Origin of the sequence: Arthrobacter sp. NPDC057009 (assembly GCF_042673905.1) — a bacterium.
In the GTDB taxonomy this organism is placed as follows: domain Bacteria; phylum Actinomycetota; class Actinomycetes; order Actinomycetales; family Micrococcaceae; genus Arthrobacter.
This window is the reverse complement of the sequence record NZ_JBHUSB010000002.1, coordinates 169,193-188,083: the sequence shown is the minus strand read 5'-3', so window position 1 is coordinate 188,083 and position 18,891 is coordinate 169,193. Positions and strand designations below refer to the sequence as shown.

Annotated in this window: 17 protein-coding genes; 14 read left to right on the top strand and 3 right to left on the bottom strand. The window is 67.9% G+C overall.

Translation table 11 applies throughout. The features are described 5' to 3' along the window. Positions 1 to 31: 31 nt before the first annotated feature. The 13 genes from pyrR (at position 32) to ACFTR6_RS03970 (ending at position 15,246) form a co-directional block, all read left to right on the top strand. Positions 32 to 616, top strand: a complete 585-nt coding sequence (pyrR, locus tag ACFTR6_RS04030) for a bifunctional pyr operon transcriptional regulator/uracil phosphoribosyltransferase PyrR (RefSeq protein ID WP_076802762.1) — start codon at positions 32 to 34, stop codon at positions 614 to 616. Then, entirely contained in the window at positions 613 to 1,608 is a 996-nt protein-coding gene (locus tag ACFTR6_RS04025) for an aspartate carbamoyltransferase catalytic subunit (protein ID WP_377956950.1), read from the top strand. Before pyrR ends, ACFTR6_RS04025 begins: the two co-directional genes overlap by 4 nt. After that, positions 1,608 to 2,969 (top strand): dihydroorotase, encoded by a 1,362-nt coding sequence (locus ACFTR6_RS04020; RefSeq protein WP_377956949.1) that lies wholly within the window; start codon positions 1,608 to 1,610, stop codon positions 2,967 to 2,969. Before ACFTR6_RS04025 ends, ACFTR6_RS04020 begins: the two co-directional genes overlap by 1 nt. Beyond that, positions 2,969 to 3,478 carry a hypothetical protein gene (locus ACFTR6_RS04015; protein ID WP_076803867.1) on the top strand — a complete coding sequence of 170 codons (510 nt, stop codon included), beginning with the start codon at positions 2,969 to 2,971 and terminating at the stop codon, positions 3,476 to 3,478. Before ACFTR6_RS04020 ends, ACFTR6_RS04015 begins: the two co-directional genes overlap by 1 nt. Positions 3,479 to 3,492: 14 nt before the next feature. After that, on the top strand, positions 3,493 to 4,797 hold the full coding sequence (gene carA, locus ACFTR6_RS04010; protein ID WP_377956948.1) for a glutamine-hydrolyzing carbamoyl-phosphate synthase small subunit: 1,305 nt from the start codon (positions 3,493 to 3,495) through the stop codon (positions 4,795 to 4,797). Continuing rightward, positions 4,797 to 8,141 carry a carbamoyl-phosphate synthase large subunit gene (carB, locus tag ACFTR6_RS04005; RefSeq protein WP_076802768.1) on the top strand — a complete coding sequence of 1,115 codons (3,345 nt, stop codon included), beginning with the start codon at positions 4,797 to 4,799 and terminating at the stop codon, positions 8,139 to 8,141. Before carA ends, carB begins: the two co-directional genes overlap by 1 nt. Next, on the top strand, positions 8,134 to 9,012 hold the full coding sequence (gene pyrF / locus ACFTR6_RS04000) for an orotidine-5'-phosphate decarboxylase (protein WP_087874646.1): 879 nt from the start codon (positions 8,134 to 8,136) through the stop codon (positions 9,010 to 9,012). The genes carB and pyrF overlap by 8 nt, the downstream gene beginning before the upstream one ends. Positions 9,013 to 9,116: 104 nt before the next feature. Then, positions 9,117 to 9,434, top strand: a complete 318-nt coding sequence (gene mihF, locus ACFTR6_RS03995; RefSeq protein WP_076802772.1) for an integration host factor, actinobacterial type — start codon at positions 9,117 to 9,119, stop codon at positions 9,432 to 9,434. Positions 9,435 to 9,477: 43 nt separating this feature from the next. Next, positions 9,478 to 10,074, top strand: coding sequence for a guanylate kinase (gmk, locus tag ACFTR6_RS03990; protein WP_087874645.1), 597 nt, complete (start codon positions 9,478 to 9,480; stop codon positions 10,072 to 10,074). Between the two features lie 15 nt (positions 10,075 to 10,089). Continuing rightward, entirely contained in the window at positions 10,090 to 10,350 is a 261-nt protein-coding gene (rpoZ, locus tag ACFTR6_RS03985) for a DNA-directed RNA polymerase subunit omega (protein WP_076802776.1), read from the top strand. 40 nt (positions 10,351 to 10,390) lie between these two features. After that, on the top strand, positions 10,391 to 11,677 hold the full coding sequence (locus tag ACFTR6_RS03980; protein WP_377956946.1) for a bifunctional phosphopantothenoylcysteine decarboxylase/phosphopantothenate synthase: 1,287 nt from the start codon (positions 10,391 to 10,393) through the stop codon (positions 11,675 to 11,677). 76 nt (positions 11,678 to 11,753) lie between these two features. Continuing rightward, positions 11,754 to 12,989, top strand: a complete 1,236-nt coding sequence (gene metK / locus ACFTR6_RS03975) for a methionine adenosyltransferase (RefSeq protein WP_377956945.1) — start codon at positions 11,754 to 11,756, stop codon at positions 12,987 to 12,989. An 88-nt stretch (positions 12,990 to 13,077) separates the two neighbouring features. Beyond that, positions 13,078 to 15,246, top strand: coding sequence for a primosomal protein N' (locus tag ACFTR6_RS03970; protein WP_377956944.1), 2,169 nt, complete (start codon positions 13,078 to 13,080; stop codon positions 15,244 to 15,246). 31 nt (positions 15,247 to 15,277) lie between these two features. On the opposite strand, the gene ACFTR6_RS03965 is transcribed toward ACFTR6_RS03970, so the two are convergent. From ACFTR6_RS03965 to ACFTR6_RS03955, 3 genes are read right to left on the bottom strand one after another with little or no spacing between them, the layout of a single operon-like run. Then, positions 15,278 to 16,354, bottom strand: coding sequence for a glycosyltransferase family 1 protein (locus ACFTR6_RS03965; RefSeq protein ID WP_076802780.1), 1,077 nt, complete (start codon positions 16,352 to 16,354; stop codon positions 15,278 to 15,280). Continuing rightward, a complete protein-coding gene (locus tag ACFTR6_RS03960) occupies positions 16,351 to 17,280 on the bottom strand; it encodes an alpha/beta fold hydrolase (RefSeq protein WP_377956943.1) in 930 nt (309 codons plus the stop codon). The genes ACFTR6_RS03965 and ACFTR6_RS03960 overlap by 4 nt, the downstream gene beginning before the upstream one ends. A gap of 14 nt (positions 17,281 to 17,294) precedes the next feature. Further along, complete coding sequence (locus tag ACFTR6_RS03955) at positions 17,295 to 18,164, bottom strand: aldo/keto reductase (protein WP_087874637.1); 870 nt, start codon at positions 18,162 to 18,164, stop codon at positions 17,295 to 17,297. 322 nt (positions 18,165 to 18,486) lie between these two features. Here ACFTR6_RS03955 and ACFTR6_RS03950 point away from each other — a divergent pair, with 322 nt between their 5' ends. Continuing rightward, entirely contained in the window at positions 18,487 to 18,879 is a 393-nt protein-coding gene (locus tag ACFTR6_RS03950) for a hypothetical protein (RefSeq protein ID WP_377956942.1), read from the top strand. Positions 18,880 to 18,891: the final 12 nt, after the last annotated feature.

Genomic DNA, 18,891 nt, shown 5'->3' with positions numbered 1-18,891 from the left:
TCCCGTGAGGCGGGGAAAGGGGAGACGAGCGATGACTCCTGTCACGCAGGCACCGGTACCGGCCAGGGTTGTACTCAACCAGGCGGACATTGACCGTGCCCTCACTCGTATCGCCCATGAGATCCTCGAGGCCAACAAGGGCTCCCAGGACCTGGTGCTGCTGGGCATTCCCCGCCGCGGTTACCCGCTGGCCGTCCGGCTCGCCCAGAAAATCGCCGCCGCCGATCCGGCCGTGGACGCTGCCGCCATCGTCGGCCAGCTGGACGTCACCATGTTCCGCGACGACCTCTCGCACCAGCCCACGAGGCCCCCGCACCGCACCCAGCTGCCGCTGACCGGCATCGACAACAAGGTCGTGGTGCTGATCGACGATGTCCTGTACTCCGGCCGCACCATCCGCGCCGCCCTGGACGCTCTCGTGGACCTCGGACGGCCGCGCATTGTGCGCCTGGCAGTCCTCATTGACCGCGGCCACCGCGAACTCCCCATCCGCGCCGACCACGTGGGGAAGAACCTTCCCACGTCCTCCGCCGAAAAGGTCCGGGTCCGGCTCGAGGAGACCGACGCCGTCGACGGCCAGCCGGTCAACGAAGTGGTCATCGAGGGCGGCGCATGAAACACCTCCTTTCCACCGAAAACCTCAGCCTGCCCAACGCCGTCCGCATCCTCGACACCGCCGAAGAGATGTCGACGGTGGGGGAGCGCGAGGTCAAGAAACTTCCCGCCCTCCGCGGACGGACCGTGGTGAACCTCTTCTTCGAGGACTCCACCAGGACACGCATTTCCTTCGAGGCCGCAGCCAAGCGGCTCTCTGCCGACGTCATCAACTTCGCCGCCAAGGGCTCATCAGTCTCCAAGGGCGAGTCGCTCAAGGACACCGCACAGACACTGTCGGCCATGGGCGCCGACGCCGTCGTGATCCGCCACTGGGCCTCCGGTGCCCCGCACCGGCTCGCGGCCACCGACTGGATCGACGCCGCAGTGATCAACGCCGGCGACGGCACCCACGAACACCCCACCCAGGCGCTCCTGGACGCCTTCACGATGCGCCGGCACTGGACCAAACTCTCCGGCCTGCCCTCCGCGGGGGCGGACCTGCGCGGCATGCGCGTTGCCATCGCCGGCGACGTCCTGCACTCGCGCGTGGCGCGGTCCAATGTGTGGCTCCTGCGCACGCTCGGCGCCGACGTCACCCTGGTGGCGCCGCCCACCCTGCTGCCCATCGGCGTCGAACACTGGCCCTGCAGCATCAGCTACGACATGGATGAGACCCTGGAAAAGGGCGTCGACGCCGTCATGATGCTGCGCGTCCAGGGCGAGCGGATGAACGCCTCCTTCTTCCCGTCCACCCGGGAGTACTCCCGCCGCTGGGGCTTCGACGACAACCGGCTCCGCGCCCTGGACAGTCTGGGCCTGAAGGACACCATCATCATGCACCCCGGTCCCATGAACCGGGGCCTGGAAATTTCCGCGGCCGCCGCCGATTCGCCCCGCTCCACCGTGCTCGCACAGGTGAAGAACGGCGTGTCGATCCGCATGGCCGCCCTGTACCTGCTGCTCTCCGGAGACACCCGTGAACCAGCCGCCACCCTGAAGGAGAGCAACTGATGGCTGAAGAAACCACATATCTGATCCGGGGCGCCGCGATCCTGGGCGGCGACGCAGAGGACCTGCTCATCCGCGACGGCGTCATCGCCGCCCGCGGGACCGGCCTGTCCCAGGCTGACATAGCGGACAGCGCCACCGTGATCGATGCCGACGGCCTCATCGCGCTGCCAGGGATGGTGGACGTACACACGCACCTCCGTGAACCCGGCCGCGAAGATGCTGAGACCGTGGAAACCGGCACCCGCGCCGCAGCCCTCGGCGGCTTCACCGCCGTGCACGCCATGGCCAACAGCATGCCGGTGGCGGACACCGCCGGTGTGGTGGAGCAGGTGTACAGCCTGGGCCGTGACGCCGGCTGGGTGGACGTCCGTCCCGTGGGCGCCGTCACTGTGGGGCTCGCGGGCGAGCAGCTCGCCGAGCTCGGCGCGATGGCCGACTCCCGCGCCCGGGTCCGGATGTTCTCCGACGACGGCATCTGCGTTCACGACCCCGTGCTGATGCGACGCGCCCTTGAATACGTCAAGGCGTTCGACGGCGTCGTGGCCCAGCACGCGCAGGAACCGCGCCTCACCGCCGGCGCACAGATGAACGAGGGCGAAGTCTCCGCGGTCCTCGGCCTCACCGGCTGGCCGGCAGTGGCCGAGGAAAGCATCATTGCCCGTGACGTGCTGCTGGCCCAGCACGTCGGTTCCCGGCTCCACGTCTGCCACGTGTCCACCGCAGGCTCGGTGGAGATCATCCGCTGGGCCAAGGCCCGCGGTATCAACGTCACCGCCGAGGTGACCCCGCACCACCTGCTGCTCACCGATGAGCTGGTCCGCAGCTACGACCCCGTCTACAAGGTGAACCCGCCGCTGCGCACCAACGACGACGTCCAGGCCCTGCGCGCCGCCCTCGCCGACGGGACCATCGACGTCGTCGGCACCGACCACGCTCCGCACCCGAGCGAGCACAAGGAATGCGAATGGGCGCAGGCTGCCATGGGCATGACCGGACTGGAAACCGCCCTCTCCGTGGTCCAGCACGCCATGATCGAAACCGGCCTCATGACCTGGGCCGACTTCGCCCGAGCCACCTCCACCGCGCCCGCCGGCATCGGACGCCTTCCGGACCAGGGCCGGCCGCTCGAAAAGGGCGAACCCGCCAACATCGTCCTCGTGGACCCGGCAGCGCGCTGGACCGTCGACCCTTCCGCCATGGCAACCATGGGACGCAACTCGCCGTTCCGCGGCATGGAGCTCCCGGGCAAGGTGGTGGCCACGTTCTTCAAGGGCCACCCCACGGTCCTGGACGGCAAGCTCAACACGCCGTACCGCTACCCCTCGGAAGCGCCGGTCGCCGGCGCCCCGGGTGCGAACTGATGGAAAAAGTCCTGCCCGGACTTGCGATGCTGGCCATCGCCGCCGTCGTTTTTGTCCTGATCTGGCTCGGCTGGCGCAACCGGCTGCGGCGGCAGTCCGACATTGCACAGCTGCCCGCAGTTCCCGTCGGGCTGGGCGAACCGCTGCTCTCAGCTGACGGACAGTACGTGGCCTCGACCACCGCGGGCGACTGGCTGGACAGGGTGGCTGTGCACGGTCTCGGGATCCGCACCAATGCGGAACTCTCGATCCATCCGGAGGGCGTGCTCCTGGACCGTGCGGGTGCCGGACCGCTGTTCATCCCTGCAGCCTCGCTGGCCGGCGTCCGGCAGGACAGCGGCATGGCCGGCAAATTCGTGGAAAAGGACGGCCTGCTGGTCCTCAGCTGGATGCTCGGAACCCACGCCCTGGACACCGGCTTCCGCACGCGCCGTGCCGCGGACAAGCCGGCCATCCTCCAACAACTTCAGGAAATGATCTCCCCAGGCCCCCAGGCAGGTGCCCAATAGTGGAAAGTAATAAAGTGACGGAAACCGAAGTGACAGTAAACGCAGGCACTGCGCCGCAGGCCGCAGCCTCCGCCCCCGCCGTCCTGGTGCTCGAAGACGGCCGCATCTTCCGCGGCCGCAGCTACGGCGCGCAGGGCACCGCCCTGGGGGAAGCGGTCTTCGCCACCGGCATGACCGGCTACCAGGAGACCATTACCGACCCGTCCTACGCCCGCCAGCTGGTGGTGCAGACGGCCCCGCACATCGGCAACACCGGTGTGAACAGCGAGGACGCCGAATCCCGCCGCATCTGGGTGGCCGGCTACATTGTCCGTGACGCCGCCCGCCGCCCCTCCAACTGGCGGTCTGAGCGGAGCCTCGACTCCGAGCTCGTCGAGCAGGGCATTGTGGGCATCCAAGGCGTGGACACCCGCGCCATCACCCGGCACCTTCGCGAGCACAAGACCATGCGTGCCGGCATCTTCTCCGGCGAGGCAGCCAAGGCCTCGGACAAGGAACTCATCGACGCCGTGCTCGCCAGCGAGCCGATGGAAGGCGCCCGCCTCGCCGAGGAAGTCAGCATCGACGAAGCCTACGTGGTGGAGCCGAAGGACCACGGCTGGGACGGCGACCCGCGCTTCAGCATCGCCGCAATCGACCTCGGCATCAAGGCCATGACGCCGGTGCGCTTCGCTGAGCGCGGCGTCCGCGTGCACGTGCTGCCCGCCACCGCCACGATCGACGACGTCAAGGCCGTCAACCCCGACGGTTTCTTCATGTCCAACGGCCCCGGCGACCCCGCCACCGCCGACAGCCAGGTCAAGCTGCTCCGCACCGTCCTGGACGAGAAGCTGCCCTACTTCGGCATCTGCTTCGGCAACCAGATCCTGGGCCGTGCGCTCGGCTTCGGCACCTACAAGCTGCGCTACGGCCACCGCGGCATCAACCAGCCCGTCATGGACCGCCGCACCGGCAAGGTGGAGATCACCTCACAGAACCACGGCTTCGCCGTCGACGCCCCGCTGGATGGCCCCACCAACGCGCCGGAAGAGCGTTACGGACGGGTCGAGGTCAGCCACGTCAGCCTGAACGACGAGGTCGTTGAAGGCCTGGCCTGCCTGGACATCCCGGCCTTTTCCGTCCAGTACCACCCCGAAGCCGCCGCCGGCCCGCACGACGCCGCCTACCTCTTCGACCGCTTTATCGAGCTGATGGAAGGCACGCGTGACGGCCGCACCGCCAACCTGTCCAAGGAACCGGTGGACTCGCAGCACCCCGCCGAGGCCCAGAATCAGGCCGGGCCGAACACGACCGACAACAAGACTGAGGACAAGAAGTAATGCCCAAGAGAACTGACCTTAAGAGCGTCCTGGTCATCGGTTCCGGCCCGATCGTCATCGGCCAGGCCGCTGAATTCGACTACTCCGGCACCCAGGCGCTTCGCGTCCTCAAGGAGGAAGGCCTGCGCGTCATCCTCGTCAACTCCAACCCGGCCACCATCATGACCGACCCGGAGTTCGCCGACGCCACGTACATCGAGCCCATCACCCCCGAGGTGGTGGAGAAGATCATCGCCAAGGAGCGCCCGGACGCCGTGCTGCCCACCCTGGGCGGCCAGACGGCCCTGAACACCGCCATCGCGCTGGACAAGAACGGCGTGCTCGAGAAGTACAACGTGGAACTGATCGGTGCGAACATCGCCGCGATCGAGCTCGGCGAGGACCGCGAGAAGTTCAAGGGCGTCGTGGAGCGCTGCGGCGCCGAATCCGCCCGCAGCCACATCATCCACACCATGGACGAGGCCCTGAAGGCTGCCGGTGACCTCGGCTACCCCATGGTGGTCCGCCCCTCCTTCACCATGGGCGGCCTCGGTTCCGGCCTGGCGTACAACGAAGAGGACCTGCGCCGCATCGTCGGCCAGGGCCTGCAGTACAGCCCCACCAGCGAGGTGCTGCTCGAAGAGAGCATCCTCGGCTGGAAGGAATACGAGCTCGAGATGATGCGGGACAAGAACGACAACGTGGTTGTCGTCTGCTCCATCGAGAACTTCGATCCCGTAGGCGTGCATACCGGCGACTCCATCACCGTGGCACCGGCGCTGACCCTCACCGACCGCGAATACCAGAAGCTGCGCGACGTCGCCATCGCCGTGATCCGTGAGGTCGGCGTGGACACCGGCGGCTGCAACATCCAGTTCGCGATCGACCCGAAGACCGGCCGTGTGGTGGTCATCGAAATGAACCCGCGCGTGTCCCGCTCCTCGGCGCTGGCATCCAAGGCCACCGGCTTCGCCATCGCCAAGATCGCCACCAAGCTCTCGCTCGGCTACACCCTGGACGAGATCCCGAACGACATCACGCAGAAGACCCCCGCCTCCTTCGAGCCGACGCTCGACTACGTGGTGGTCAAGGTCCCGCGGTTCGCGTTCGAGAAGTTCCCGGCCGCCGACCCCACCCTCACCACCACCATGAAGTCGGTGGGCGAGGCCATGGCCATGGGCCGCAACTTCACCGAGGCCCTGCAGAAGGCCCTGCGCTCCCTCGAGCAGAAGGGCTCGCAGCTGGACTTCAGCTCCGTCCCCGAGTGGGAAGTGCCGGAGCTCATCGAGAAGGCCAAGCGCCCGACGACGGAACGCCTGCACCAGGTGCAGCGCGCCCTGCTCGGCGGCGCCAGTGTGGAGGAGCTTTACGAGGCCACCAAGATCGACCCCTGGTTCCTGGACCAGCTCCAGCTGCTCAACGAGATCTCCCAGGAGATCCGCCGCTCCGGCGCGCTGACCGAGGACATGCTCCGCAACGCCAAGCGCCACGGCTTCTCCGACGAGCAGATCGGTGCCCTGACGCACAACTCCGAGGCCGTCGTCCGCGGCGTCCGCCAGGCGCTGGGCATCCGCCCGGTCTACAAGACCGTGGACACCTGCGCCGCGGAGTTCGCCGCCTACACCCCGTACCACTACTCGGCCTACGACGAGGAGGATGAGGTTGCGCTGCACTCCAAGCCGTCCATCCTCATCCTCGGCTCCGGGCCCAACCGCATCGGCCAGGGCATCGAGTTCGACTACTCCTGCGTCCACGCCTCCATGGCGCTGCGCAAGGCCGGCTACGAGACCGTCATGGTCAACTGCAACCCGGAAACCGTCTCCACCGACTACGACATCTCCACCCGCCTGTACTTCGAACCGCTGACCCTGGAGGACGTCCTCGAGGTCATCGCGGCCGAGGAACGCACCGGCGGCGTGATGGGCGTCTTCGTGCAGCTGGGCGGCCAGACCCCGCTGAAGCTGGCCCAGCAGCTGGCCGACGCCGGCGTGCCCATCCTGGGCACCTCGCCCGAGGCGATCGACCTCGCCGAGCACCGCGGCGCATTCGCCCGCGTGCTGGACGAAGCCGGCCTGGTCTCCCCGAAGAACGGCACCGCCGTCTCCTTCGAGGACGCCAAGAAGATCGCCGACGAGATCGGCTACCCCGTCCTGGTCCGCCCGTCCTACGTCCTGGGCGGCCGCGGCATGGAGATCGTCTACGACGAGCCGAACCTGTCCCGCTACATCGCCAACGCCACGGAGATCACCGCCGAGCACCCGGTGCTGATCGACCGGTTCCTCGAGGACGCGGTGGAGATCGACGTCGACGCCCTCTTCGACGGCACGGACATGTACCTCGGCGGCATCATGGAGCACATCGAGGAAGCCGGCGTTCACTCCGGCGACTCCGCGTGCGTCCTGCCGCCCATCACCCTGGGCGGCAACGTACTCGAACGCGTCCGCACCGCCACCCGGGCCATCGCCGAAGGCGTGGGCGTCCGCGGCCTCATCAACATCCAGTTCGCGCTGGCCTCCGACGTCCTGTACGTCCTGGAAGCCAACCCGCGCGCGTCCCGGACCGTGCCCTTCGTGTCCAAGGCCACCGGCGTGCAGATGGCCAAGGCCGCCGCGCTGATCGGCACCGGCGTGACCATCGGCCAGCTCCGCAGCGCGTACAAGATGCTGCCGGAAACCGGCGACGGCTCCACCCTGCCGCTGGATGCCCCCGTCTCCGTCAAGGAAGCGGTCCTGCCGTTCAGCCGGTTCCGCACCCTGGAGGGCAAGGTCGTCGACTCGCTGCTCGGGCCGGAAATGCGCTCCACCGGCGAGGTCATGGGCATCGACAAGCACTTCGACACCGCCTTCGCCAAGAGCCAGTCGGGCGCCAACAATGCACTGCCCACCGAGGGCAAGGTCTTTGTGTCCGTGGCCAACCGCGACAAGCGTTCGGTGATCATGGGCGTCAAGCGCCTCTCCGACCTCGGCTTCGAGATCGTTTCCACCGGTGGTACTGCCGACGTCCTGCGCCGCAACGGCATTCAGGCCACTCCGGTCCGCAAGGTGGCCGAGGGCAGCAGCGCCGAAGGTGAAGGCACCATCGCCGACCTCGTGGTCGCCGGCGAAATCGACATGGTGTTCAACACCCCGTCCGGCGGCGAGGCCCGCAGCGACGGGTACGAACTCCGTGCCGCCGCCACGTCCATCGGCATTCCCTGCATCACCACCGTGGCCGAGTTCAACGCCGCCGTGCAGGCCATCGAGGCGCTGCGCACCTACGCCTGGTCCGTGACCAGCCTGCAGGAGCACGCCGCTGCGCTCATCGCATCGCAGGAGGCCGCCCTGCAGAAGGCCGCCGCGCAGACTCCGGCAGAGCAGAATGCCTGAGGCACCTGCAGGCGCAAACACTGCCGCCGGTGCCAGCCGGGAGTCCTTTGGCTCCCGGCTGGGCCGGGCCATGGCGGACCGCGGTCCGCTCTGCGTCGGGATTGATCCGCACCCCGCCCTCCTCGGCAGCTGGGGGCTGAACGACGACGCCGCCGGCCTGAGGCGCTTTTCACTCACCGCCCTGGAGGCAGTGGCTTCGCTCGCTGCCGCGGTCAAGCCGCAGGTGGCGCTGTACGAACGGCACGGCTCTGCCGGCATGGCGGTCCTCGAAGAGGTCCTCGCCACTGCCCGGGACGAGGGCGTGCTCACCATCGCCGACGCCAAGCGCGGTGATATCGGGTCCACCATGGCCGCGTACGCCGACGCCTGGCTCGGCGACGGCTCTGCCCTGGCCGCGGATTCGGTGACGCTGAGCCCCTACCTGGGCTTTGAGTCACTCCGGCCTGCCCTGGACCTTGCGGCCGAGCACGGCCGTGGCGTGTTCGTCCTCGCGCTGACCTCCAACCCGGAGGGCGCCTCCGTGCAGCACGTGGGCGGAAGCGATTCAGTGGCACGCCGGATCGTCCAGGCCGCCGCGGGGGAGAACGAACGCTACTCCGGGCCCCTGGGCTCGGTGGGCCTCGTGGTGGGAGCCACCGTGGGCACGGCACTGTCGGACCTGCAGCTTGACCTGGGGGCCGTCCGAGGTCCGATCCTCGCGCCTGGCCTGGGCGCGCAGGGGGCCACTCCGGGAGACCTGCGGAAGACCTTCGGCGCCGCCTACTCCCAGGTCCTGGGAACCTCCAGCCGCGACATCCTCAAGGCCGGTCCCGGCGTCCGGGAGCTCAGGGAAGCGGCCGAGCGGACGCTCGCCGGGCTCCGCGACGAATAGTCCATTGATTTCTCCGGCCGGCAGGGAGTAGGTTCAGGACAAATCCGCGGCTGCTCCAACGCCGCCGGCCGCGGATCCGTTGGCTGACCCCAGGGGAAATAACCGTGAGCTTGCGACCCTTGTCTCCGCAGGAACGATCCGACGCACTCAGGAAGGCCGCGGCGGCAAGGGCTGCCAGGGCCACGGCCAAGGAGCGGCTTAAATCCGGAGAGCTGACCGTGGCCCAGATCCTGGATTCCGGCGGCACCGAGGAAGCCATAGCGCGCATGCGCGTTTCGGAACTCCTCGAGGCACTGCCGGGGATCGGGAAGGTCCGTGCCGCGGCCATCATGGACAGCCTGGGGATCGCCGCGTCCCGCAGGGTCCGGGGGCTGGGCATCCACCAGCGCCGGGCGCTGGTAGATTTTATGAACGAGAAATAGCTACATCCGAACAGAGTCATCTGTAGACCGCCCAAAGGAATACGTGAGCAAGAAACCCGGACTGACAGTCCTCGCTGGTCCTACGGCTGTTGGCAAAGGCACCGTGTCCACCTATATCCGCGACAACTACCCCGAGGTCTGGCTGTCGGTGTCGGCCACCACCCGGGCGCCGCGGCCGGGCGAGATCGACGGTGTGCACTACTACTTCAAGTCCAAGGAGGAGTTCGAGTCCCTTGTGGCCGCGGGCGAATTCCTGGAGTGGGCCGTGGTGCACGGGCAAAACACCTACGGAACCCTGAAGAGCACCGTCAACCAGGCCATCGCCGAGGGCCGCTCCGTGCTGCTGGAGATTGACCTGCAGGGTGCGCGCCAGGTGAAGCAGGCCCTTCCCGATGCCCAGTTCGTGTTCCTGGCACCGCCCAGCTGGGAAGAACTGGTCCGCCGGCTGGTGGGCCGCGGCACGGAATCGGCCGAGGAACAGCAGCGCCGGCTGGAAACCGGTAAAGTAGAACTTGCTGCTGAACCGGAGTTCGACTACACCGTCATCAATGACGACGTCCGCCGGGCAGCGGACGAGCTTGTTTCACTCATGGGGCTGACCCCGCACCCGCGCCAGCCGCAGACGCCATCAGCCCGCTAGAAATTTGGAGAATTCGTGTCCACGAACCTTGAAGGCATCATCAACCCGCCGATCGACTCGCTGCTCGAGGCAGCCGATTCCAAGTACGGCCTGGTGATCTTCGGTGCCAAGCGTGCACGTCAGATCAACGCGTACTACGCCCAGCTGCACGAGGGCCTGTTTGAGTACGTCGGCCCGCTGGTCGACACCAAGCTGAACGAAAAGTCGCTGTCCATCGCCCTGCGCGAGATCAACGAAGGCAAGCTGGTCTCCTCGCCGATCGAAGCTGCAGAGTAATCTCCGCAGAGTAAACAGACTGCCTGCTGACGGAGTTCACGTGCGCATAGTCCTCGGAGTCGGGGGAGGGATCGCCGCCTACAAGGTGGCATCGCTCCTCCGGCTTTTTACTGAAGCCGGCCATGACGTCACCGTCATCCCCACGGAGGCAGCCACCCGCTTTGTCGGCGTGGCCACGTGGGAGGCACTGTCCGGCAACCCGGTGACCAACAGCGTCTTCGACGACGTCGAACTGGTCAACCACGTCCGGCTGGGCCACGAGGCAGACCTGATCGTGGTGGCCCCCGCCACGGCCGACCTCCTTGCCCGTGCCGCCGGCGGCCAGGCCAACGATCTGCTCACCAACACGCTCCTGATGGCCAGCGGCCCCGTCCTGTTCGCCCCGGCCATGCACACCGAGATGTGGCAGCATGCTGCCACCCAGGCCAACGTCGAGACACTCCGCAGCCGGGGCGTGACCGTCCTGGAACCCGCGAGCGGCCGGCTGACCGGCAGCGACTCCGGCCCCGGCCGCCTGCCCGAGCCCGAAGCCATTTTCCAAGCTGCCATGGCACTGGTTCACGGACTCCAGGAAGATTCCCCGCTGCCCCCCTCCGCAGGCCGAACGGCTGAGGGAACCGGCGGCGCGCCGGAATTCCCGCTGGCCGGCCGCACCGTGACCATCAGCGCCGGCGGCACCCGTGAGCCCCTGGACCCTGTCCGGTTCCTGGGCAACCGCTCCTCCGGGAAGCAGGGCGTGGCGCTGGCTGCCGCGGCCCGCGATGCCGGAGCAACCGTCCGGCTCGTTGCCGCACACATGGAGGTTCCTGCCCCCGACGGCGTCGAGCTCGTCGCCGTCGAGACGGCGTTGCAGCTCAGGGAAGCCATGCTGGCAGCGGCGGCCGATTCCGACGTCGTCGTCATGGCTGCCGCGGTGGCCGACTTCCGTCCTGCGGAGGTGTCCGGCACCAAAATCAAGAAGCGGGACGACACCGCCGACCCCGTCATCACGCTGGTCCGCAACCCGGACATCCTGCACGAGCTCGTCGCCGTCCGCGACGCCGGCAGCAGCAGCCAGCTCGTGGTGGGCTTCGCCGCCGAGACCGGGGATGAGCAGGGTGACGTGCTTTCGTACGCCGAGGCAAAGCTGAGGCGCAAGGGCTGTGACCTGCTGGTGGTGAACCACGTGGGCTCCGACAAGGTATTCGGCCAGGACCACAACTCCGTGGTCATCCTCTCGCGGGCCGGTTCCGCGCCCCAGTCGGCGTCCGGTTCCAAGCAGGACGTCGCCGCCATTGTCATTGACCGCATCGGCTCCGAACTGAGCCGGGTCTTTCCGCGAACCTGACGGGCGTAAGCAACGTCTCCTTAGCATGGGGACACACGCTGCCGCGCCGCCGTTTGCCAACCAGTAAGGTAGTTGAGTGACTTTACCGCTGCATCTTCCAGAATCCCACGGGTCCGCACCCTCCGCGCTTCGGCTCTTCACCTCGGAGTCGGTGACAGAAGGGCACCCGGACAAGATCTGTGACCAGATCAGTGATGCGATCCTGGACGCCCTGCTGGACAAGGACCCCGAGTCCCGCGTCGCCGTCGAGACCATGGCCACCACCGGCCTGGTCCACGTCGCCGGCGAGGTGACCACCGACGCCTACGTCGAGATTCCGCAGATCGTGCGCGAGACCATCCTGGGCATCGGCTATGACTCCTCCGCCAACGGCTTCGACGGTGCACGCTGCGGTGTTTCCGTCTCCATCGGCCAGCAGTCCAACGACATCGCTGGCGGCGTCTTCAATTCCCTGGAAGCCCGCGAAGGCCGGCAGGAGGACGACTACGACCTGCAGGGCGCAGGCGACCAGGGCCTGATGTTCGGCTACGCCAGCGATGAGACCCCGTCCTACATGCCCACGCCGATCTGGATTGCGCACCGCCTCTCCGAGCGCCTCACCGAGGTCCGCAAGAACGGTGAACTGGCCTACCTCCGCCCCGACGGCAAGACCCAGGCCACCATCGGGTACGACGGCGACCGGCCGGTTTCCGTGGAAACCGTGGTCATTTCCAGCCAGCACGCCGAAGGGTTCAGCCTCGACCAGCTGCGCGCGGACCTCGCCACGCACGTCATCGACCCCGTCCTTGCCCTCGCGGACCTGGACATCTCGCGCACCAACAACATCCTGAACCCCGCCGGCGCGTTTGTCATCGGCGGTCCGGTGGGCGACGCCGGCCTCACCGGCCGCAAGATCATTGTGGACACCTACGGCGGCATGGCCCGCCACGGCGGCGGCGCCTTCTCCGGCAAGGACCCGTCCAAGGTGGACCGCTCCGCCGCATATGCCATGCGCTGGGTCGCCAAGAACGTGGTGGCGGCGGGACTCGCCAAGCGCGCCGAGATCCAGATCGCCTACGCCATCGGCCAGGCCCGCCCCGTGGGAACCTACGTCGAAACGTTCGGGACCGAGACCGTCGACCCGGCCAAGATCAGCGCCGCGATTGCCGAGATCTTCGACCTTCGCCCCCGCGCCATCATCGACGCCCTGGACCTGAAGCGACCCATCTACGCCAAGACGGCCGCGCACGGCCACTTCGGCCGCGATGATCCGGACTTCACCTGGGAGCGCCTGGACCGCGTGGACGACCTGAAGGCGTACTTCAACGCCTGAGCCGTCGCCTCCGCCGCCCGCCGGCACTCCGGGAATGTCAGACCCGTGTGATTGGCTAATGCGGAACCCAGGACGGAGGTAGGGCGCCATGTCTTTCAATTCCACGCCGTCGCACCCCACGCCATCTTCGCACCCGAGGCCAGAGCCGCTGCAGCTCTCACTGCTGCAGGGCTTTCCGCCGGCGGCCAAGCCGGCCGGCGGCCCGCCACTTGCCCCAGTCCGGCCGGTGGCGCGCGTGCTCATCGAGTCGCCGCTGCCGCACCTGGACCGGCCGTTCGACTACAGCGTGCCTGCCGAACTGGATGAGGATGCCCAGCCGGGCGTGCGCGTCCGGGTGAAGTTCAGCGGCCAGGAACTCGGCGGCTACATCCTGGATCGGCTTGATGAGTCCGACGCCGGGCAGCCCCTCGTCCCGCTGCACAAAGTCGTCTCGCCGGTTGCCGTCCTGATCCCTGCGCTGCAGGAACTCGCCGGGCGGGTGGCGGCACGCTATTCCGGCACCGTCAGTGACGTTCTCCGCGTCGCCATTCCGCCCAGGGTGGTCAAGGTGGAGAAGGAGCTTGCCGGCGCCGAACCGTCCCCGGCGCCTCCGGAGCCTTCGTCTGCGGGACCTTCGCCTGCCGGCGCCGACTCCAGCTTCTCCGGCGAAAGCTGGACCAGGTACCGCAACGGCGCCGCGTTCCTCCGCCATCTCGCGTCCGGCGGATCGCCCCGGGCAGCCCTTAGTGCCATGCAGGGGTTTGGCCCGGACGGCTGGCCGCATGTCATTGCGCAGGCGGTGGCGGCGGTACGGCAGTCCGGACGGGGCGCCGCCGTCGTTGTTCCCGATTACCGCGACCTGGACCGCGTGCAGGCCGCCCTGGAAGACATCCTGACCGCGGAAGACGTCGCGCGGCTGACCGCCGACGACGGCCAGACACCCAGGTACCGCAACTACCTCCGGGTACTCAAGGGCTCCGCGGGTGTGGCGGTGGGCACCCGCTCGGCCGCCTATGCCCCCGTGCATAACCTCGGGCTCGTCGTGTGCTGGGACGACGGCGACGACCTCCATGTGGAGCAACGGGCGCCGTACGCCCACACCCGGGAAGTGCTCCTCCTCCGTGCGGAACAGGAAGGGGCCGCCTGCCTGCTGGCCGGGCATGCCCGCAGCACGGAAGTGCAGCGGCTGGTGGACGCCGGCTGGGCCATGCCCGTGGACGCCGAACGGACGGTGCTCCGCCGCACGGTTTCCAGGGTCCTCAACACCGCCGACAGTTTCGAGCAGGAGCGCGACCCCCTCGCCCGGCTGGCCCGGCTGCCCGGAGCAGCATGGCGCACAGCCAAGGACGCACTCGAACGCGGCCCCGTGCTGGTGCAGGTGGCCCGCGCGGGGTACGCGCCATCGCTCGCGTGCGAAACCTGCCGGGAACCGGCGCGCTGCCCGTCCTGCCAGGGGCCGCTCGCCATCGCCGGCGCCGCTGCAGTCCCGCAGTGCCGCTGGTGTTCGACGCCGGCGCCCGCCTGGCGCTGCGTGCACTGCCAGGGCACCCGCCTGCGCCGCGGGGCGGCCGGCGTTCTCCGCACGGCCGAGGAACTGGGCAGGGCGTTTCCGGGCAAGGCCGTGGTCACGTCCTCGGGCCAGAACGTCAAGGCAACGGTGCCGGATTCCTGCGCGCTGGTGGTGGCCACCGTCGGTGCCGAACCGGTGGCCCCGGGCGGATACGCGGCGGCGCTGCTGCTCGACGGCGATTCGCTGCTTCGGCGGGAGAACCTGCGGGCCGGTGAGGACGCGGTGCGGCGCTGGTTCAACGCCGCCGCTCTCGTCCGGCCGGCCACCGAGGGCGGCACCGTGGTCATCACCGCCGACGATACTGCCGCCGTCGGTGCATTGCTGCGATGGGACCCGGCGGGCTATGCGCAGCGGGAACTGGCGCTGCGCGCCGAGCTGCAGCTGCCGCCGGCGGTGAGGGTGGCCGCTGTCACTGGCGGCAGCACCGCCGTCGGGCATTTCACCGCCTCAGCCACAGCGCTTCTTGCCGCCGAGGGCGTAACGCTCCGCGTCGCGGGGCCGGCGCCGCTGCTCCAGACCGCGCACCTCCAGTCCGCGCAGGTCCCGTCAGCCGTCCCGGAAAGCGTTGATGTCCGCACGCTGCTGTTCATTCCCTATGCGCAGGCCGCCACGGTGACCAGGGTGCTGCGGGCTGCGAAGGCTGCCGCCGCGGCGAAACGCACCGAGGACCCGGTACAGCTTCGGCTGGACGGCCTAGACGTGCTCTAAGCCGGCCTGCTCCAACAGGCTGGGCGACAGGCTATTTGTTGCGGAGCGCGAGCACTTCCGCTGCCACGGCCACCAGCTGGCGGGCGGACTCGTCCCAGCTGAACTGCCCGGCGCGGGCCACCGAGTTTCGTGAGACATCCCGCCACTGCGGCGCGTCGCCCAGTTCCTGGACAGCGGCCGCAAAAGCCGCGGGGGATTCCGGGTCCACATACTTAGCGGCGTCTGCGCCCACCTCACGGAAGATCGGGGTGTCGCTGGCAATAACCGGGGTGCCCAGCGCCATGGCCTCCACCAGCGGGAGGCCATAGCCTTCGGCCTTCGACAGGCTGACCAGCGCGGTGGTGCGCCTGAGCAGTTCGGCGTACTCGTCGTCGGTCACGCCGTTATGGAACACCACGCTGGCCCCGGCAGGGATCAGCGCCTCGAGCTCGGCACGGCGCTGCGGGGTGATCCGGCTGAGCAGGTGCAGCGTGTAGTCCGGCAGTTCCGCCATCCCGGCGAGCATGGTTTCGACGTTCTTGTAGGGCATGAACGAACCCATGTAGAGCAGCGTCTTCTCCGGCAGGGTGTCGGGGTCGCGGGGCTGCTGGGCCGGCTGCGGCGCGTTGCTGACGATGCGCACCGGGCGGCTGGTCAGGCGGTACTTGGCCATCAGTGCTTCGGTGGTCCTGCTGATGGTGGCGACGACGTCTGCGCGGTTCAGCAGCAGCCGCTGCGGCCAGTACGCCTTGTGGTACAGGCGCCACAGGATCCGGACCGGGGCCGGGAGGAAGCCGGGGGGTGCCGGGTGTTCGTAGTAGATGAGGTCGTGCAGGGTGAGCACCAGGCCGTACTTGCGGCCCCAGGTGCCCATGGTCTGCATGGGGCAGACGACGACGTCGGCATTCAGCCGGTTGACTTTCCGTGCCACGAAAAGTTCGGCGGGGGAGAGCGGGCTGCTGATCAGGGTGTGGGGGACGTCGGGAAGGAGGGCGAGTTGGCGGGGATCGCTGATGAGCATCGACACATCGGCGATCTTGGCGACGGCGGCGATGAGGCTGGCGCCGTAGCGGCTGATCCCGTCGTGGTGGTCGGTCCGGGTAAAGCGGGCGTCGATCACAATTTTCACGCGGGATGGTCCTTCAGGAAGCGGCGGATGAATTCTGCGGCAGGCTCAGGGGTTTCGTAGTGGATCAGGTGGCCGACGCCCGGAATGATCTCCAGCGTGGCGTCCGGGAGCAGCCCGGCCAGCCGGTGCTGGTCGCGCAGCAGGGCGATTTCATCTTTTTCGCCGGCGATAAGGAGCACAGGCAGGGAGAGCCGCGGCGCGACTTCGGCCACATGGCTGCTGACTGACGCAGTGAAGGATTCCAGCAGACTCTCCCGGTTTGCGAAGGCGCTGAAGTAGGCATGGTGCTGCCCGTGGATGAACCGCAGGAGGTCCTTGTCCCTGGTTTTCGCCATGGCCATGCTCATCACCCGAACGATGAGCGGGCTGCGGAGCAGGGCCAGGCCAAGCGCGCGGGGGAGCCGCGCGGAAAGACGGTAGTACAGCACCGCCAGACGCGTCATAAGTCCCTTGGGCCCCTCCAGCGCCGGCGCAGCGATGGGATTGACCAGGATTAGCGGGCGGACGGCCTCCGGGTGGGCGGCGACAAAATGGGCGGCCACGATGGAACCGAACGAGTGCCCCAGCAGCACTGTGTCAGGTCCGAGCCCGAGGGCAGCCATGAAGTCGCTGATGAACTGGCCGTAGCGCTCCACGCTGTGGCTGGCATCGGTGAATGCCGCTGAATCGCCGAAACCGGGAAGGTCCGGCATGACCAGGCGCACTTCCGGCAGCTGGTCCGCCACCCGCAGAAGCCCGTGGTGGTCGCCGCGGAAACCGTGGATGACCAGGATGGTGCGCGTTTCCGGCGTTGTCTTTTCGGGTTCGTAGACCCAGTAGGCGACGTCGCCGCCCGTCAGTTGCACGGTGGACGCGCGGGTGCGGACCGCCAGTCCGCCGCTGATAAAGGACGGCACGGTTGCGGGCACGGAGTCGGCTGTTCTCATCTGTTGGCGGGGTCCTAGTTGACGATGTCGGGGTGGGAACCGGTGCGGTGGCCGCGCTCCAGGGCGGCGATGTCAGCCATGTCCAGGGCTGAGAGCTCGAAGCCGAAGACGTCAAGGTTTTCCCGGATTCGGGCGGCGGAGCTGGCCTTGGGGATGGCCACGTGGCCCAGCTGCACCTGCCAGCGCAGCACAATCTGGGCGGGGGTCACCTTGTGCTCGGCCGCGAGGGCGCCGATGACGGGATCCTCCAGCACCTGTCCGCGGCCCAGCGGGCTCCACGCCTCGGTGAGGATGCCCAGGCCCTTGTGCTTTTCGCGGAGCTCGGCCTGCTGCAGCCACGGATGGAGCTCGACCTGGTTGACGGCGGGAACCACCTCGGCGGTTTCCAGCAGCCGGTCCAGATGCTGCGGCTGGAAGTTGGAGACGCCGATGGCCCGGACCTTGCCCTCGCGGTACAGGGTCTCGAGTGCGCGGTAGGTCTCCTGGAACAGCCCTCGCTTGGCGCATGGCCAGTGGATGAGGTACATGTCCACGTATTCCAGCCCGAGGTTGATCATGGACGTGTCAAAGGCCCGCAGCGTTGCGTCATAGCCATGGTCGTCATTCCAGACCTTGGTGGTGATGAACAGATCCTCGCGGGATACGCTCGGCGCGGTCACCCCCGAGCCGCCCGTCACAGGCTCCATTGCGAAGGCCTCCACGAGGCCACGCGCTACGCCGGATTCGTTCCCGTACATGGCGGCCGTGTCGAAGTGGCGGTAGCCGGCTTCCAGCGCAGTCGCCACCAGATTGGCCGTTTCAGCAGGCGGCACCTTGTACAGCCCGAAACCCAACTGGTCGATCAGCACGCCGTTGTTCAGGCTGAGCCGGGGTGAGGTAGTCATGCCTATGACTCTACCGATTCCCCGCCCCGAGACGTGTGACCGACCACGTACCGGTACCGCGGGGCCGGCATGGGGGGCTTTTCGGGCGGGCTGGCAACACTTCCGGGTTCCTTCCGGCGGCGGATTAAAGGTCTATAGCAAAGGTTTTAGAAGGGCGAAGGTACGAGGGATATGCACTTGCTGCCGATTCAGTCCGTAAAAAAGGCTGGACTAGAGGTTTAAAACCACGTAGCTTTGGAGGACAAGAAAATATGACGCACATCACAGGATGCCGCCGACGCAGGGGGAAGCCAACAGTCGCAACAGCACCAGGGAGCACGCAATGACCGCCACCATAAATGACCTCATCGACGATTCGTTTGCTGATCTTCCAAGACCGCAGACGTGTCCCGCCGAAGACTTCGCCGCCCCGGTCCTGACCGTCAGGGTCAATGATCAGGCCGTGCTTGCAATTGCCCGCCGGCTGCACGACGGTGCCTGCCTGCATGGGGATGGCTGCGGGCTGCGGGACTTCCATGCGATGGACGTCTACGAGACGGACGTCCGGGTCATGCTGGCCGCCATGGTGCAGGCGGGCGGCGACAGCGACGGCCCGGAAATCAGCCCTTGCCGCACGGCAACTGGGCGCAGGTGGTTCCAGGGCAAGTGGCAGTGCACCGCATGCAGCGGCGCCATCCGTTTCGGCGGTGGCATCGGATGGGTCCACAGCCGCTGATCCGGTGCGGAA